We start from the raw sequence: 17,977 nt of genomic DNA, 5'->3' as shown, positions 1-17,977 counted from the left end.
CAAAAATAGCATTTAAACCTTTGTATACAAACTTATTTAATATCGTTTTACTATCATTTTTCCTGTCATTAGGTTCTGGTAAATTATACGCACAAGATATAATCAAAAAAAACACAGCTATACCTGCTAGTAAACAGACAGATAGCACTAAAAAAACAGTTAGTACTGCTCAAAATCCTTTACTAACTACTAAAAAAGAAAATGACACGATCAAAAAAGATACTGTTTTAGCTAAAAAGCCCTTTTTAGACGGGAAAGTAAAGTACAAAGCTGAAAAATATGCAAAAATAGATCAAAAGAAAAAACTGATCACTTTATATGATAATGCCGAATTATATTATCAGGACATCGAGTTAAAATCGGGAATAATAGTAATGGACTATGAAAAAAATGAGGTTTATGCCGGTAGAATAAAGGATTCTACAGGTAAATATACTCAGTTTCCAAATTTTAAGCAAGGTGCCAATGTTATTGAACCTGATTCTATTCGTTTTAATTTTAAAACTAAAAAAGCATTAATTTGGAATTCTAGATCAGAACAAGGGGAATTTAGAATTAAAGCTGCAGTCACAAAAAAAGAAAATGACTCTGTTTATTTCTTAAAAGGCGCACGATTTACTACCTCAAAAGACATTGATAATCCAGAATATTATTTCCAAACTAATAAAGTTAAATTTATTCCAGGAAAAAAAGTAGTCACAGGATTAACTAATATGGTAATTGCAAATGTTCCAACGCCCATTGCTTTACCTTTTGCTTTTTTTCCTATGAGCAAAGAAACCAGTATTTCTGGTCTTATATTACCTAGTTACAATGACTCTAATCAAAGAGGGTTTTCACTTCAAAATTTAGGTTATTATTTTGCTTTAAGTGATAATTATGACTTAACGGTTTTAGGAGATTACTATACCAATGGAAGTTATGGAATGCGATTTGAATCCAGTTATGCAAAAAGATATAATTTTAGAGGGAACGTAAATGTTCGATTTGAAAATTTAATTACTAGCGAAAGAGGGTATCCAGATTATTTGAAACAGAATATTTATAACATTCAATGGTCACACTCTAAAGATTCTAAATCTAGCCCTAACTCAAGTTTTTCTGCTTCTGTGAATCTTGGGAGTAGTAAATATTTTAAGCAATCGATCAATCAGGTCAATATTGGTTCCAATTTAAATAATACATTAAGTTCATCAGTTTCTTATTCTAAAACGTTTAATTCTGTTCCGCAAGTGAGAATGTCATTGACTGCAACACATTCACAAAACACGCAAACAGAAGAAATCAATATGACTTTACCAACTTTACAGTTGAGTGTTGATCGAATATATCCTTTTGTGGGAAAAGATGGTCTTAAAAAAGGCTTCTTTAAAAACATCAATTTACAATACAACTTAAACGGTCGTAATAGTATTGTAACTACAGACTCATTATTCTTTAAACCTCAAATGTTTAGAGACGCAAAAATTGGATTTCAACACAGCATTCCATTAAGCACTAACTTTAAAATATTCAAGTACTTTAGTGCTTCAACCGCTGTAAATTACGAGGAAATTTGGTATACAAAAACTATAGAAAAAAGTTATGACACCGATCAAAGCAAAGTAGTTGACAAAATCGTTAATGGTTTTGATGCCTTTAGAACCTATTCTTTTTCATCAAGTGTAGGAACAACAATTTATGGTACTTTTAATTTTGGTCAAGACAAAAGAATAAAGTCGATACGACACGTCATGAGACCATCTGTATCGTATGGTTACACACCGAGTTTCGAAAAATATTACGACACTTATTCTTCCGATGCTAGTGGTAGAATGGACAAACAATATTCTAGATTTGAAAATGGAATTTTTGGTGCTCCTGGTTTGAATAATTCTCAGAATATAGGTTTTGATTTAAGCAATACTTTTGAAGCCAAAGTAACTGATCGAGATAGCACTAAAACAGAGCCTAAGAAAATTATGTTACTGAACAACTTAAATCTTTCTACAAGTTACAATCTAAATGCAGACGGAGTTACCACTCTTGCTCTTGCTCCGGTACGTGTAAGTGGTGGAACGCAGTTGTTTGAGAACAAAATGAATGTGAATTTTGGCGCCACATTAGATCCTTATGCTATTGACAACTCCGGTAAAAGAATCAATAAATTTAATATTGATAACGGAGGAAGTCTTTTTAGAATGACAAGTTCTAATATGACTATAAACTACTCTCTTTCGAGTAGCGGAAAAGAAGATAAAAACAAAGAAAAGAATACCCAAAGTCAACGAAATGGTGGTCGAGAAGATGATTTATTTGGTACCAATAAAGATTTAGGCGACACTAGAAAAAGTCAGTTTAATGACGAAGACAGTGATGTTGTAGATAAAATTTCAGAATTTTTCAATTCCAAATTGCCTTGGGACATGACTTTTGCTTATTCATTAAGCTATGGAAATAACAATCGCGAAAATAAAATTATAGGAAATTCGATTATGATTTCTGCCAATGCAGATATAACTCCAAAATGGAAAGCAGGCGTATCTACTGGTTATGATTTTGTACAAAATGGAGTAACTTTTACACAACTTCGTTTTGAGAGAGATTTGCTAAGTTGGAGAATGGACTTTAACTGGTCTCCTTTTGGAAATAATGCAAATTGGGGCTTTTTCATCGGAATAAAATCTGGTGTATTGAGCGACATCAAATGGGATAAAAGAAGCGTTATTAATCGATAAAATTAAGTTTATTAAATTTAGCAACGCTCAAATGTAGTACTAAAAACAAGAAAAAATATGAAAAAAATTATTTTTACAGGGAATGCTCCTGCGCCAATTGGCCCATACAGTCAAGCTGTTTTAAAAGGAAATACACTATATACTTCAGGACAAATCGCAATAAATCCAGCAACTGGAACATTAATTACGGAAACAATTGAAAGCGAAACAGAACAAGTAATGCAAAACATGAAATCTGTTTTGACTGCTGCAGGAATGACCTTTGAAAACGTGGTCAAAACTACGATATTCATTATGGACATGAATGATTTCGCAAAAATAAACGAAGTATATGGTTCTTACTTTAATGAAAAAACGGCTCCAGCTCGCGAAACAGTTCAAGTAGCTTGTTTGCCCAAAAATGTAAATGTAGAAATCTCAATGATAGCCATTTTATAAGACAATTAAAGAGAAATAGAGATTCCAACATCCAAATATAACTAGGATGTTGGATTTTTTTTACTTATTTATTAGTTACATGATAAGCAATTAGTCCATCTATTGGTCTACGCAATACATTCCCTAACTTCAACTCATATTTATCAAAAGTTTCTTGTAATTCCTCCTTTAAATAGAAAGCAATAGAACCTACAAAATGTACTGGTACTTCTTTACAATTATCATATTGCTTAATATAATTTTTCACAAAAGATTTCATTCCTTTAAAGATAATTTTTCTACAAAATTCCGTGTCTTTATTTTGAATTAAAAACTTAGCGTAAGTTGCAAGATAAGCATTAGGATTAGCCTCTTTGTACAATTTACTTTTTACCGCATCTGCATTCAAATCATATTCTTTTTCAAATTTGAGAGCGAGTTCCAAAGGCATTTTATTAAAATAATATTTTCGGATCAATTCTTTTCCAAAAACATTACCACTGCAATCATCCATTACAATATACCCTAAAGATTGTACTTTTTGATGTAATTCTTTACCGTCAAAATAACTACAGTTTGATCCTGTACCTAGAATACTTACAATTGCTTTTTCACCCTTGGGAGTTGTCGCGTATACGGCTGCATAAGTATCCTCTTCAACAGATATAATCGCATTTGTAAAATATTCTTTAAAAATTTGTGACAACATAAGCTTCATACGTTCGGTACCACAACCAGCGCCATAAAAAAACAAATGAGTAGCTTCTTTTTTGTTTTGTAAAATATCAAAACGATCATTTAACCGATCAATAATTTCATTGCCCTCAAGTATTTCTGGATTTAATCCTAAAGTTTGAGTTGTAAACAATACTTTACCCTCTTCGTTTATTGCAATCCAATCGGCTTTGGTAGAGCCACTATCAACTATTAATCTCATTTTGTGTTGTTTTTTTATTTTGTGGTTTGGGTTAGAATTTTGCCATTTACTACTGATCACAAATAGATAAATGATAAAAAATAAAATCCCGTTAAAAATAAAGATAACGGGATTTGTAAATATATATAATTATTTTAAACCTGCAATATGAACAGAAAGATCAATAAGTTTACTGGAATAGCCATATTCATTATCGTACCAAGATATAATTTTGAAAAAAGTGCTATTCAATCCAATACCAGCATTAGCATCTACAATAGAAGTTCTAGGATCGGATACAAAATCTTGTGATACCACTAAATCTTCAGTAAAGCCTAATACACCTTTCATTGTTGTTTCAGAAGCTGTTTTCAATACTGACATTATTTCTTCATAAGAAGTTTCTTTAGCAACTTTTACAGTTAAATCTACTACCGAAACATCCGTTGTAGGAACTCTAAAAGCCATGCCTGTTAACTTACCATTTAATTCTGGAATCACTTTGCCAACTGCTTTTGCGGCTCCGGTAGAAGAAGGAATTATGTTACAAGAAGCAGCGCGACCGCCTCTCCAATCTTTTTTTGAAGGTCCGTCTGTTGTCATTTGAGTCGAAGTAGTTGCATGAACTGTTGTCATCAAAGCCTCTACTATACCAAAATTATCATTAATAACTTTTGCCAAAGGTGCTAAACAGTTTGTCGTACAAGAAGCATTAGAAACAATAGTATCTGTTACAAGCGCTTTTTCGTGGTTTACTCCCATAACAAACATCGGAGCATCTGAAGATGGTGCAGAAATAACAACTTTTTTTGCTCCACCAACAATATGTGCATTAGCAGTTTCTAATGTGGTAAAAAAACCGGTACATTCAGCAACAACATCAACAGCCACTTCATCCCATTTTAAGTCAGCAGGATTCTTCTCTGCAGTCACACGAATGTGTTTATCATTGACAAATAATTTACCTTCTTTTACTTCTACTTTTCCTGCAAAACGACCGTGAACGGAATCATATTTTAATAAGTATGCTAAATGATCTACATCTAATAAGTCATTGATAGCTACTACTTCTACATTATCTCTATTATAAGTTTCTCTAAAAACAATTCTTCCAATTCTTCCAAACCCGTTTATTCCTAATTTTACTTTTGACATTTTACTTTAATTTTTAGTTTATTTATTAACCCAACATAAAGTCTAATTTCCTCACAATAAACTTTAACAAATCTGGTAGACATAGTGTCTAAAATTTTATGAATTCTCCTTATTCTATTGCACTTAATTTTAAAATCTAATTTCTCACTATAGATTTTAAAAACACTAGGTAGACATGATATCTGAAACCCTCAATAATTCTCTATCTATTTCTGTTTTCCCTTTAATTGCTTGATCTAAAGGAGTAAGTGAAATTTTATCACATTGCAAACCAACCATATAACTTTCTTTGCCTTCTATTAAGGATTCTACTGCTTTTACGCCTAATCTACTGGCTAAAACTCTATCAAAACATGATGGTGAACCACCGCGTTGCATGTGTCCTAAAACAGAAACTCTTACATCATATTCGGGTAAATTGGCTTCAACATAATCTTTTAGTTCGAATACATTTTTTCCTATTTTATCTCCTTCTGCAATCACTACTATACTTGATGATTTCCCAGATGCTTTACTTTTTTGTAGCGATTCTAACAGACGTTCCAATCCTAAATCTTCTTCAGGAATAAGAATTTCTTCAGCTCCTGCTCCTATTCCTGCATTCAGGGCCAAATGTCCTGCATCTCTACCCATTACTTCTACGAAAAACAAACGATTGTGTGAACTTGCTGTATCTCTTATTTTATCAATAACTTCTATCACTGTATTCAGTGCAGTATCATATCCAAGGGTGTGGCTAGTGCCAAAAATATCATTGTCAATAGTACCAGGAATCCCCATTATTGGAAAATTAAATTCAGTACTAAATAATAATCCTCCAGTAAATGTTCCATCACCACCAATTACCACTAAGGCATCTATTCCTGCTTTTACAAGGTTTTCATGTGCTTTTTTTCTTCCTTCGGGAGTTTTAAATTCGTTAGAACGAGCAGATTTTAATATAGTTCCCCCTTTATTAACAATGTTATTTACACTTCTAGGTCCCATATCTTTAAAATCACCTTCGATCATTCCTTGATATCCTCTATAAATTCCTATACATTCTATGTTGTGATAGGCACATGTTCGAACAACGGAACGAATCGCAGCATTCATCCCTGGTGCGTCACCTCCTGAGGTTAGAACACCAATTTTTTTTATTGTTTTTGGCATTATTTAATGTATTAAAGTGTAAAATTAGCAAACATAAATTACTTTCAAGGCTTATGATTTTAATAAAACGAGTCAGTGATTTTAATTCAAACGTTTTCGTTGATAAGTTTTCACAAATCAAAAAAAAATTGAAGATAATGGAACGTTTTAAAAAAAAAATTAACTTTTATGTACCATTTTTTAAGTAGCACGTTATATTTTATAAAAAAACAAATTACAACATTAGTTTATGAATACATGTAATCAGTAAAGTTTTATTTTAATAAAAAGAAGATTCGCTCCCTTTTATTTCCTAACACTATTCTTAATAAACAGTGTCAATTTATAAAGGAGCGAAGCAAATAAAATATAAAATTGGTGCTTTATTAATTTTCTTCTGGGAGAAGTCCCTCGTGGTTCTTTTTAATCTTCTCTGTATTTGTTTTCTTAGATCCTTGAAAATTGATGTAATCTGGAGACAAATTAGAATCTTGATCTTCGGATACAGGACTTGATATTTTTTCAAATTTTAGGTTTTTAAAAATTTGATTCACAAACTCCTTAAAAGTATCAAAATCTACTTCATAAGAAACCCCTAACCCTTGAGTATAACCAATTCCTTGTCCTACGTAATTAATATCGTTTTCTTTGTTAAAGAGTCTTAAGTTTAGTGTTCCATCTTCGTTAACTCGGAAAAGAACTTCTACATCTCCAATTATCGCAGATTCATTAATACCGCCAAAAGGAACTCCTAATTTTCCGTTGATGGTAACTCGATCATTAATCTTTGAAGAAATAGTAGCCACAAATCTTCCATCTGTTTCTCGACCTATTCTTCGGTCTGCACCAATAAAATTAAGTCCAACTTTGAACTTATCGTCATCCGACTGAATAATCCCTCCTAAAATACTAGAAGCAGTCTCAAATAAACTTCCTGAAAAGTCGGACTGACTTACTCCTTCTGGACTTAAAAAACCACCAGAAGACAATAAATACAAGGCTTGAGTTTGTCTAACATCCTTGTCATTCAGTTTATATTGTATTTCCGATTTCAATACGTTACTTACTGTTGGAAATTCGATGTTAAAATCAGGCTCTGGACTGGTTAAATCGCCACGAACACCAATTACTACTTCAACTGGAACTTTTGTATTAAAAGAGGAATTATCCAATAAAACTGCTGGATTAGCAGTCGTTTTATATACTGCCTCAAGATTCAGCTGGGCTTTCATCGGGTTTCCTTCCCAAGTAATAGATCCTCCTTTTTTAACCTCAAATTTCTTATCTATTAGTCCACCATATTTAAAATTATAAGTTCCTTCATACGCCTGGAAATCTCCCCACATATTAAATTTACCTAAAGTATTAATCTTAAACAACAAAGATCCAAATCCTTTTCCTTTCATACCATGACCTGTATTTCGATCTAGGATTACTTCTACTTCCGCATCTGGTGTGATATCAAAATCAAACTCTAATTCTAATCCGTTATAATTTCTAGAATTATCAACAATACCATTTTTCAAGTTGTATTTCTCTTTTTCCGTGACAAAATGAATAAAAATATTATCACTTACACTTTCGGCATTATTAATAGGAATTTTGAACGCGGTCCCTTTTTCAGACTTTGCATCTACTTTTATAAATAACGAATTTGTGGGACCCTTAATTGTGGCAGAACCATCAATAAATGCGGTACCATAATAGGCAGCATCTTCACTATCCTTTGTATCTAACGCCAAAAGTCGTTTGGAACTAATAGCTAAATCTAATTTCCAATCCCCAAAGTTTTTATGTTCAATATTTCCGTTCAAACTCCCTTTGGTACCGTATTTCGTATCAGTAAGTGTATTGTTTCTAAATAAGAAACGCTCATCCGTTAAATCTATAATCGTATTATCACTCAAAGCATAATCAACGTTGAGATACGGGATTGTTAATCCTGCTTTATCTAGAAAAAGACGACCATTGATGTTTGGTTTCTTTAAATTACCTTCGATAGTAGCATTACCAGAAATCAAACCTCTTACATTAGACAAAACATCTCCTCCCAATTTATTTAATGTACCTATATTAAATTTATCAAATTTAAGTTTTAAATCTAAAATGGTCTGTTTGTCAATGATTTCAAAACTTCCGTCGGCATTAAATGATTCTAAATCTTTATTTTCTAAGTTTGAATTTATTGTAAATTTCTTAAGGCTTTCATCGCCTTGAATATCAAAGTTAAGCACTCCGAGATCTATTTTATTTACATTTAAATTATCAATAACAATTGAGGCAGTAGGCTGATAAACATTCTTGTTTTGCTTAAAACTTATATCTCCATTTATATTTCCTTCGAGGAAAAACTTATCATTCGTCGGCGTAATTTGATTTAAATCAACATCTTTAAATTTTAAATTTAAATCTTTTACCGTGGGCCCTTTAAATATTCCTCCTAATGTGATCGATTGATTTTCATGTGACAATATGATATTATCAATATTGAAATTTTCAAATGTTTTATCAAAGACAATTTGATTATCCGTTGTTTCATTCTCATTCAAAAACCACAAATAATCTTTAAATTTAACCTCAGATTTGCTAATTCCTACAACATTATTATTGTCTTTATTGATTGTGTGATATAAGTTGAGATTGTAATAATCCTCTGCATTATTACCTCCTTTAAATTCCGAACGAAAGAATAAGGTATCTTTCATGGTCACATTTATCAAACTAAAATCACGTATTTTGTAATATTTAGTTTTAATACTATCCAACTCTATATAAGCATTATACAACGGGTTTTTATTATCTACAGCAATATTAATATTATCAAATGTATTGTCTGAAGCTACAATTTGAGGTGAATTAAAATTGAATTTAAACTCTTGATTATCCGAATTAATATTCCCTTTAACAACCGTATTAGCACCGATAGCTATTTCTGGAAAAAATATTTCTATGATTTTATTATAGATTGAAAAATTAAATTTAAGAAACTGTCCCTTTTTTACTTTGTGAGGTTTAAAGTTAGTGTACAAACTTCCCAAAGAATTTTTAACTAAGTTTTTTAACTGACTAAATTCATAACGACCAATTATTTCTCCTTGTACGATATCAGGAGAATTAACAGTAATAGTTCTTATCCTACTTTTATCGAAAACAGAATTTATGGTAAAATCATCAAAATTATAGGTGTCTTTTGCATTTTTATAGGAAGTCTTGTTGATGTAAACATTTCCTTGAAAATTCTCGATATTATTACCCGAAGCCTGTACCACAACATCTCCTTTAAAAACAGAGATTGAATCTTTTACTAATTTTAATTTATTTAAATCAGCATTCTCAACATTTACATGAAAATCATAGCGACTGTCTTTTTTGCTAATATCCAATAAACCATCAAATGTCATAGTTAGATTAGGATCACTAATCGAAATAAGACCTTTGTATTTGGGACTTTTCAGGGTTCCGTCAACCACTACATTTGTATAACTGTAGTTTCTAAAATCTACTTTACTAATATCACCTTTAATGGCTGTATCCAAATATTTTTGTTTAAAACCTTTTCCATCAACATCAATATTAAGGCTAACTCTTCCTAAATCTTTTTGTTCCAACAAGGTACCAATGTCAAAATTGTCCATAATCACATTTCCAACATACGATGCTTTGTCTATATTATCAATATTTTGAATCGCCAAATTTGATGTTACGTTTCCTAGTTGAGTTACCATTGAAAAATCGGCTTCAACTGCAGTTGTAGAAACACTAGAAGTTCCAGAGGCAGTAAATCTTCCTAATTTCTTTAAAGAAGTTGGCAATTTGTTACCTAAAATATTAGGCAAAATCACTACTAAATCATCATAAGTTGAAGTTAACTTATCAAATTGAGCATACATCGAAAATTGCTGTCCTTTTTTAGCAAATAAATTTTTAAAATTAATATTCCCATTTATCGCCGTCATGCGATCATCTACTAATTTTAAATTAGTAAGACTAAGATTATTTAACGTCCCAGTGATCTTGGTTTTTACATAAAAATGCTGATTTTTTCCTATTTCTTTATAAAAATGGCGAATATCATTTGAGGCAATTGAAGCTGATTTTAGTTTAATATCAAATAAAACTTTATCATTAAAATCACTAAAGTCTTCAATTTTATATTTTAGCAAAACAGTACCTACTAGTGTAGATTCCTTTGTTAATAAATCAAGATCTTCTAATTTTATATTTTTCTTTGAATAAGAGAATTTTGATTTTAAATTTTTAACATACAAACCTCTAAAATCTAAAAATGACATCTTATTTATGGTTGTAGTGACCTCTGGACCAAAAATCATAAAATCAGTTACAGAAGCATTTAACTTTGTAAAATCTACATCTTTTGGGTTTTCTCGATTCTCATCTGTTAAAATAAAATGCCCGTTTTGTATTTGTAATTTATTGGCTTTGAGCAAAAATTTTCTTGTAGAGGGTTTTCCAGTTTCAAAAGCAGCAACAAATTTATCAAGATTAGAATCTTTTTCGTTTTTATAAGTTTTTAGGTTAAACAACAAACCTTTTAACTCCAAACCATCAAAAATCAAATCACCATCTAATAATTTTTTCCCTTCTAAAATAGTGGTTGCAATTCTTTGAGAATAAATTAAAGTATCGTTATGATGGTCGCGTATAAGAACCTCTTTGAACTTTATTCCTCCAAAAACAGATATTGAAACTCCTTCGATGGCGATATTTGTTCCAAAATCTTTATTAATCGTATTTGTAAAATAATGAGCAATTTTAGTTTGCACAACTGGCAAAGTTAGTGCAATGGCAAGAATCAATAAAAGGAGAATTAATCCAATGAGGGAACGAAATGCTATTTTTACAATTTTTTTGATACCTTTTTATTATTTAAATTTTCTAATATTTCATTTTGCCACGAGAAACGGGATGTCTTTGACAAAAATTCTCTAATTTTGGACTTTGACAAATTAATACAATTGTATAATCGACTTGTCAAAAGTAATTCAAAATTTGTGCCTTTTTATGCAAAATTCCGAGGTTTTTATTCTGGCTATCGAAAGTTCTTGTGACGATACAGCAGCAGCTGTTTTACACAACGATAAAGTACTATCAAATGTTGTAGCAAATCAGCTAATTCATAACCAATACGGTGGCGTTGTTCCAGAACTAGCTTCCCGTGCACACCAACAAAATATTGTTCCCGTAGTTGATGCCGCACTTCGCAAAGCAAATATACAAAAAGAACAGTTATCTGCAATTGCTTTTACGCAAGGCCCAGGATTAATGGGATCACTTTTGGTAGGCAGTTCTTTTGCAAAATCGATGGCATTGGCATTACAAATTCCTTTGATAGCTGTAAACCACATGCAAGCTCATGTTTTAGCTCATTTTATTGCCGAAGATGGTTTTGAGAAACCCAATTTTCCTTTCTTAGCCTTAACCATCAGTGGTGGTCATACTCAAATTATTAAGGTAGATCACTTTTTTGAAATGACCGTTATCGGCGAAACAACCGATGATGCTGTTGGTGAAGCTTTTGATAAAAGTGCAAAAATATTAGGACTACCCTATCCTGGCGGACCGTTGATAGATAAATATGCACAAATAGGAAATCCGAAAGCGTTTGTATTTACAAAACCAAAAGTTCCAGGATTAGACTTTAGCTTCTCTGGATTAAAAACAGCGATATTGTATTTTATTCAAAAGAAAAAATTAGAGAATCCAGCTTTTGTTGACGAAAATCTAAATGATATTTGCGCCTCAATTCAACATACAATTATCGAAATTTTAATGGATAAATTAAAATTGGCAGTAAAAGAAACTGGAATTAAACAAATCGCAATTGGAGGAGGTGTCTCTGCGAATTCAGGTATTAGAAAAACATTAAAGGAAGCCGAAAATAACTATGGTTGGAAAACCTTTATTCCAAAATTTGAATATACAACAGATAATGCAGCAATGATAGGAATTGTTGGATATCAAAAATTTTTAAATCAAACCTTTGAAACAGCTGCAGTTGTTTCTAAAGCAAGAATACAATTATAACTATGCAATTATTTTACAGCCCTACCATAAACGAAACTACAGAAACATTCACTTTTGATAAAGAAGAAAGCAAACACATTATTAAGGTATTGCGAAAAAAAGATTCAGATCTATTATATGTAACAAATGGATTAGGTTTTTTGTTTAAGACAGAAATAACTTTAGCTTCGGACAGTAAATGTACCGTTAAAATAATTTCGTTTGAAAAAACACCTCCTTCCAAATTCAGATTGCATCTCGCTGTAGCTCCTACAAAAATGAATGATCGTTACGAATGGTTTTTAGAAAAAGCAACAGAGATCGGAATACATGAAATAACACCGATTATCTGTGATCATTCTGAAAGAAAGGTAATCAATAACGAAAGATTTGATAAAATTTTATTAGCTGCTATGAAGCAATCTAATGAGTTGTATCTACCTAAATTGAATCCAGCCATCACCTTTAAAGAATTTGTTAACAATAGTAATGAAAATGTAAAAATGATCGCACATTGTGAAGATGCTGATAAAAAAACATTTAAATCTGTGTTACAACCCAATCAAAATATTACTCTGTTAATAGGCCCTGAAGGCGATTTTTCAGAAAAAGAAATTGCATTAGCACTCAGCAATGAGTACATCCCTGTGTCATTAGGAAATACTAGATTGAGAACAGAAACTGCAGCTATTGTAGCTTGTCATAGTGTAGTTTTTGTCAACGAAGACTAAACATTTAAAACAATGAAAAAAATATTTTATCTTTTAGTATTGCTTAGTTTACCAGCATTTGCGCAAGAAATTGCTTTGGTCAAATATAGCGGTGGTGGTGATTGGTATGCCAATCCTACTTCATTACCAAACTTGATAAAATATTGTAATGCCACCATTAACACACAAATAAAACTTAAACCTGCAGTAGTAGAACCAAGCAGTCCTGATTTATTTTCATATCCATTTATACATATGACTGGTCATGGGAATGTTGTTTTTAGTGATTCTGATATAGATAACCTTAAAAAATATTTATTAGCGGGTGGCTTTCTTCATATTGATGATAATTATGGTATGGATCAATACATTAGAAAAGAAATAAAAAAAATATTCCCCAATAACCCTCTTACTGAAATTCCAAGTAGTCACTTGATTTTTCAAAAACCTAATTCTTTTCCAAACGGATTACCTAAAATACATGAACATGACGGCAAGCGTCCACAAGCATTTGGAATCTTTGTAGATAGCAAATTAGTTTTGCTTTACACCTACGAATGTGATTTAGGTGATGGATGGGAAGATGCCGAAGTGAATAATGATCCCAAAGAAATTCGCGATAAAGCACTTAAAATGGGTGCTAATATTATTAGTTATATTTTTAATAACTAATAATAAAGTCAACATTACGTACTCTTTTTGTTCCAAAAAGATAGTACCTCCCAAAGAATCAGAATATTATATAATTTCTTTACTATTTTAAAAAAATTATGTTTTATTCCGTTGCTCTCTTTTGATTTTTCATCCAAAATTTCAACAAAAAACAATCTCAAAAAAATCACAGCAAAACATTAAACAGCTGTTTTTTAAACAAAAAAAGTAAGTTTAAACCTACTTATAAATAATCTGTAAACTCAACAAAATATAGAAATTGTCTTTTTATTGTCAAAAAAAAGATATATAAATTTTTTATATTGATAATTTTTTATAAAATTGTTTATTAATTAACCAAAACCAATAATTTTTAACAAACCAAATCATGAAGAAAATTTTTTTATCAGCAGCAGCTTTATTGATGCTTTTTTCTTGTCAAAATGAGACAACAGAAACAACAGTAGATACTACTGCAATTTTACAACGCGGTTGTGCTTCACAAGAAGTACTAGAAGCACAAATGAAAGCTGATCCTACTTTAGCTTTAAGAATGAATAAAATTGAAGACTTTACTCAAAATGCAATGTTGAGTGGTCGATTAGTAAATGGAAAAATTGAAATTCCAGTTGTAGTAAATGTATTATACAAAACAGCAGCTGAAAACATTTCTACCGCACAAATACAGTCTCAAATAGATGTATTGAACAGAGATTACAATGCTTTAAACAGTGATTTTAACTCTGTACCTGCTTTATTTTCTGGAGTTAAAGCCAATGTAGGTATTACTTTTGTATTACAAAATATTGTAAGAAAAGCTACTACTACAACATCTTGGACAACAAATGATGCCATGAAAAAAGCAGCTACAGGAATTGCTCCTACTACGCCAACAACAGTTTTAAACATGTGGTCATGTAATTTAGGTGGTGGTATTTTAGGGTATGCACAATTTCCTGGAGGAGCATCATCAACGGATGGTGTTGTAATAGATAATAATGCATTTGGAACTACTGGTTCAGTTAGTGCACCTTTTAACTTAGGAAGAACAGCAACTCACGAAGTAGGTCACTGGATGAACTTACGTCATATTTGGGGTGATGCAAATTGCGGAAGTGATTTAGTTTCAGATACACCAACTCATAACGCACCTAATTATGGAGTTCCTGCTTATCCTCACTACAGTACTTGTTCTGGTACACCAGTTGAGATGACAATGAACTACATGGATTATTCTGATGATAGAGGAATGTATATGTTTAGTAATGGACAAAAAAGTAGAATGGCGGCTCTTTTCGTTGCAGGAGGATCTAGAGCTAGTTTTAGATAATAATTTTTTTAGTTTTATTTGAATTTAAAACTCGCTACTTGTTAGCGAGTTTTTTTATATTTACCAATTAAATTAAAGCTATGATATCATCAAAAATTATTTCAAATGGAATACTAAGAGCAGTTTTAACCTTAATTTTTATTGGGTTAGGATTGTTATTCTTTTATAAAATTCAATCTGTAATAATATATCTTATTGTTTCCCTTATTCTTACTTTGATAGGAAATCCAATTTTAGATTTTTTCAAAAGAAGATTAAAGTTCAATCACTTATTTGCTACAATAGCCGTTTTATTGATCTTTGTATTAATTATTTTTGGATTCATTATGCTGTTTATTCCATTAATATCATCGCAAGGACAAAATTTATCACTACTAAATACTGGTGAAATTGAAAAAAACATCACACAATTATTAAATCAAATTAGTGCATTTTTAGAAAATCACAAAATTGATTCGGCAGCCGTTTTAAAGGAATCTAATATTACTTCTAAACTAAATTTTAATTTCGTTACCGACTTTCTCAACATGCTTCTGGGAACAATAAGCAGTTTCGGAATGGGTTTAGCTTCTGTATTATTTATTACTTTTTTCTTTTTAAAAGATCGAAAAAATTTTCTAATTGGCGCAAAAAAATTAATACCCAATAGCCACGAAGAGCAAATTCTGAATTCTTTAGAAAAAACAAATCATTTATTATCTCGTTATTTTATTGGCTTGTTGCTTCAATTATTTATTGTGTTTATACTCTACTTAATTGTATTGTTTATTTTTGGACTTCCTAATGCCTTGATAATTGCCTTTTTGTGTGCTGTCTTAAACATCATTCCTTATATTGGTCCACTAATCGCCTCTATTTTAGCAGCCGTATTAACCATGTTAAGCAACTTAGGTACAGACTTTCAAACTGAAATTTTACCCACTACACTCTATGTTTTGATTGGTTTTTGGATTGTACAAATAATTGACAACAACGTATCACAACCTATTATTTTTTCTAAAAGTGTTAGTTCGCATCCTTTAGAAATTTTCTTAGTTATCCTTACTGCAGGATTTCTTTTTGGTATTCTAGGAATGATCATTGCCGTTCCTTTGTACACCATTATTAAAGTCATCGGCAAAGAGTTTTTTCCGGAAAACAAGGTTATCAAGTTACTAACTAAAGATATTTAATGTTGGATTTATCGATTTTAGACCAAAAAATACAAGCTTTTATTGACGCCAATATCGGAACAAGCATTTCAAAATTAGCGCTACAAAAAAATCCTTTCCCAGAGATAAATTGGATTAGCATCTTAAATCAAATTGAAGCTAAAACAAAAGCAAAGGATAAATTACCCAATTGGTTTGCTACGACAAACATTATTTATCCAAGTAAAATTTCTGTGGAACAAACCTCTTCAGAAAAAACTGCTTCTTATAAAGCATCGATTGTTTCAGGGGAAAGCTTAATTGATTTGTCTGGAGGATTTGGAGTAGATGATTATTATTTTTCAAAGAAAATAAAAAAAATTGCACATTGTGAAATCTATCCTGAGTTATCTGCTATTGTACAACATAACTTTAAGCAATTGCAGGTTTCAAACTGTACTTGCTACGCAGAAGACAGCTCTGAAACCTTAAAAAAATTAAATATACATTGGGATTGGATTTACATAGATCCTTCGCGAAGGAATGATGCCAAAGGAAAAGTTTTCTTACTTAAAGACTGCTTACCAAATGTTCCTGAAAATTTGCAATTTTATTTCAAAAACTCAGAATCAATTTTAATTAAAACGGCACCACTTCTTGATATTTCAGCTGGACTAACAGAATTAGAAAATGTTGCTGCAATTCATATTGTTGCCGTAGAGAATGAAGTAAAAGAATTATTGTGGGAATTACATTCTTCCTTTTCAGGAAAGACAAAGATTAAAACTGTTAATCTATTGAAAGATAGTTGTGAAAAATTCGATTTCACATTAAATGAGCCAACTGAATTTTTACCCTTTAGTAATCCAAAAAAATACCTTTACGAACCCAATAGCGCAATAATGAAATCGGGTGGTTTTGAAGAAGTTGGTGCATTTTACAAACTTTATAAACTTCATAAACATTCCCATCTTTATACTTCCGAAGATTTAATTCCGTTTCCTGGAAGAGTATTTAAAATTCAAAACCAAATTGCTTATCATAAAACGGAAATGAAATCTTTCTTAGAGAACAAGCAAGCCAATATTACGACACGTAATTTTCCTGAAACTGTAGAAAGCATTCGAAAAAAATGGAAAATAAAAGAGGGAGGTTCTCTGTATTGTTTTTTTACAACGGATATGAATAATGAAAAAATAATTCTAATTTGCAGCAAAATTTAAATAAAATGAAACAAATAATAACGACCGCTATATTTCTTTTCAGCCTGAGTATAATGGCTCAAAAACCATGTGAATATAGTGTCAATGTAACTGACTCTATCGGAACTTATAAAGAGACTAAAGAATATATGATTAGTGAAAAAAACTTTGCAGGAAATGCTAGTTATATTTATTATTCTTTAGCCAATACAGACGGAACGCCTTCATTAAATGTTCAACTCATACAAAAGAGTAAAGGTTTTATAAAAGTGAACTGTTTCGATAAAAATTCTAAACTTTATTTACAATTGAACAATGGAAAAATAGTTACTTTAGTGCACATTGATCAAGAAAATTGCGGAACAACTATTCGCGATGTCAAAGGTTTTGATAATAGAGTCAATTCTGGCGTGTTCCTTTTTTTGAAAGATAATTTTGAAGAATTAAAAAAATCTCCAGTATCCCTAATGCGCATTAAATATCTAACTGAAACAGAAGATTATGTAATGAAAAAAGAATTTAAATCGGAACTAAATAATGAAATCTATTATCCTGAAACCTATTTTGTAGAAAATTTAAAGTGTGTAGAATAAC

At 31.0% G+C, this 17,977-nt stretch carries 13 protein-coding genes; 9 read left to right on the top strand and 4 right to left on the bottom strand.

Features of this window, described 5'->3' with window-relative positions; genetic code table 11:
- Window positions 1-20 precede the first annotated feature (20 nt).
- Complete coding sequence (locus H2650_RS08400) at window positions 21-2,717, top strand: putative LPS assembly protein LptD (protein ID WP_223151088.1); 2,697 nt, start codon at window positions 21-23, stop codon at window positions 2,715-2,717.
- Window positions 2,718-2,774: 57 nt separating this feature from the next.
- A complete protein-coding gene (locus H2650_RS08395) occupies window positions 2,775-3,155 on the top strand; it encodes a RidA family protein (RefSeq protein WP_188050361.1) in 381 nt (126 codons plus the stop codon).
- Between the two features lie 64 nt (window positions 3,156-3,219).
- On the opposite strand, the gene H2650_RS08390 is transcribed toward H2650_RS08395, so the two are convergent.
- The 4 genes from H2650_RS08390 to H2650_RS08375 all read right to left on the bottom strand — a co-directional run bounded on the left by H2650_RS08390 (window position 3,220) and on the right by H2650_RS08375 (window position 11,120).
- Window positions 3,220-4,071: an N-acetylglucosamine kinase gene (locus H2650_RS08390; protein WP_188050360.1), complete on the bottom strand. Its 852-nt coding sequence runs from the start codon at window positions 4,069-4,071 to the stop codon at window positions 3,220-3,222.
- A gap of 129 nt (window positions 4,072-4,200) precedes the next feature.
- Window positions 4,201-5,205, bottom strand: a complete 1,005-nt coding sequence (gene gap, locus H2650_RS08385) for a type I glyceraldehyde-3-phosphate dehydrogenase (protein WP_188050359.1) — start codon at window positions 5,203-5,205, stop codon at window positions 4,201-4,203.
- Between the two features lie 165 nt (window positions 5,206-5,370).
- Window positions 5,371-6,357 carry a 6-phosphofructokinase gene (gene pfkA, locus H2650_RS08380; protein ID WP_188050358.1) on the bottom strand — a complete coding sequence of 329 codons (987 nt, stop codon included), beginning with the start codon at window positions 6,355-6,357 and terminating at the stop codon, window positions 5,371-5,373.
- Window positions 6,358-6,722: 365 nt separating this feature from the next.
- Window positions 6,723-11,120, bottom strand: coding sequence for a translocation/assembly module TamB domain-containing protein (locus tag H2650_RS08375; protein ID WP_370566832.1), 4,398 nt, complete (start codon window positions 11,118-11,120; stop codon window positions 6,723-6,725).
- Window positions 11,121-11,358: 238 nt separating this feature from the next.
- Between H2650_RS08375 and tsaD the strand changes: the two genes are divergently transcribed.
- The 7 genes from tsaD (at window position 11,359) to H2650_RS08340 (ending at window position 17,976) form a co-directional block, all read left to right on the top strand.
- Entirely contained in the window at window positions 11,359-12,381 is a 1,023-nt protein-coding gene (tsaD, locus tag H2650_RS08370; RefSeq protein WP_188050357.1) for a tRNA (adenosine(37)-N6)-threonylcarbamoyltransferase complex transferase subunit TsaD, read from the top strand.
- 2 nt (window positions 12,382-12,383) lie between these two features.
- Window positions 12,384-13,091 carry a 16S rRNA (uracil(1498)-N(3))-methyltransferase gene (locus tag H2650_RS08365; protein WP_188050356.1) on the top strand — a complete coding sequence of 236 codons (708 nt, stop codon included), beginning with the start codon at window positions 12,384-12,386 and terminating at the stop codon, window positions 13,089-13,091.
- A 12-nt stretch (window positions 13,092-13,103) separates the two neighbouring features.
- Window positions 13,104-13,742 carry a DUF4159 domain-containing protein gene (locus tag H2650_RS08360; RefSeq protein ID WP_188050355.1) on the top strand — a complete coding sequence of 213 codons (639 nt, stop codon included), beginning with the start codon at window positions 13,104-13,106 and terminating at the stop codon, window positions 13,740-13,742.
- A gap of 367 nt (window positions 13,743-14,109) precedes the next feature.
- The gene (locus H2650_RS08355; protein WP_188050354.1) at window positions 14,110-15,051 is read left to right on the top strand and encodes a zinc metalloprotease; all 942 of its coding nucleotides are present in this window, start codon (window positions 14,110-14,112) and stop codon (window positions 15,049-15,051) included.
- Between the two features lie 80 nt (window positions 15,052-15,131).
- Window positions 15,132-16,223, top strand: a complete 1,092-nt coding sequence (locus tag H2650_RS08350; protein WP_188050353.1) for an AI-2E family transporter — start codon at window positions 15,132-15,134, stop codon at window positions 16,221-16,223.
- 2 nt (window positions 16,224-16,225) lie between these two features.
- Window positions 16,226-17,404, top strand: a complete 1,179-nt coding sequence (locus H2650_RS08345) for a class I SAM-dependent methyltransferase (RefSeq protein ID WP_188050586.1) — start codon at window positions 16,226-16,228, stop codon at window positions 17,402-17,404.
- Between the two features lie 5 nt (window positions 17,405-17,409).
- Window positions 17,410-17,976, top strand: coding sequence for a hypothetical protein (locus tag H2650_RS08340; protein ID WP_188050352.1), 567 nt, complete (start codon window positions 17,410-17,412; stop codon window positions 17,974-17,976).
- Window position 17,977 lies beyond the last annotated feature (1 nt).

It is taken from the genome of Flavobacterium sp. GP15 (genome assembly GCF_014281985.1).
Lineage (GTDB): Bacteria > Bacteroidota > Bacteroidia > Flavobacteriales > Flavobacteriaceae > Flavobacterium > Flavobacterium pygoscelis.
Note: the sequence above shows the minus strand (reverse complement) of the source record. Positions and strands in the feature narration are given on the sequence as shown.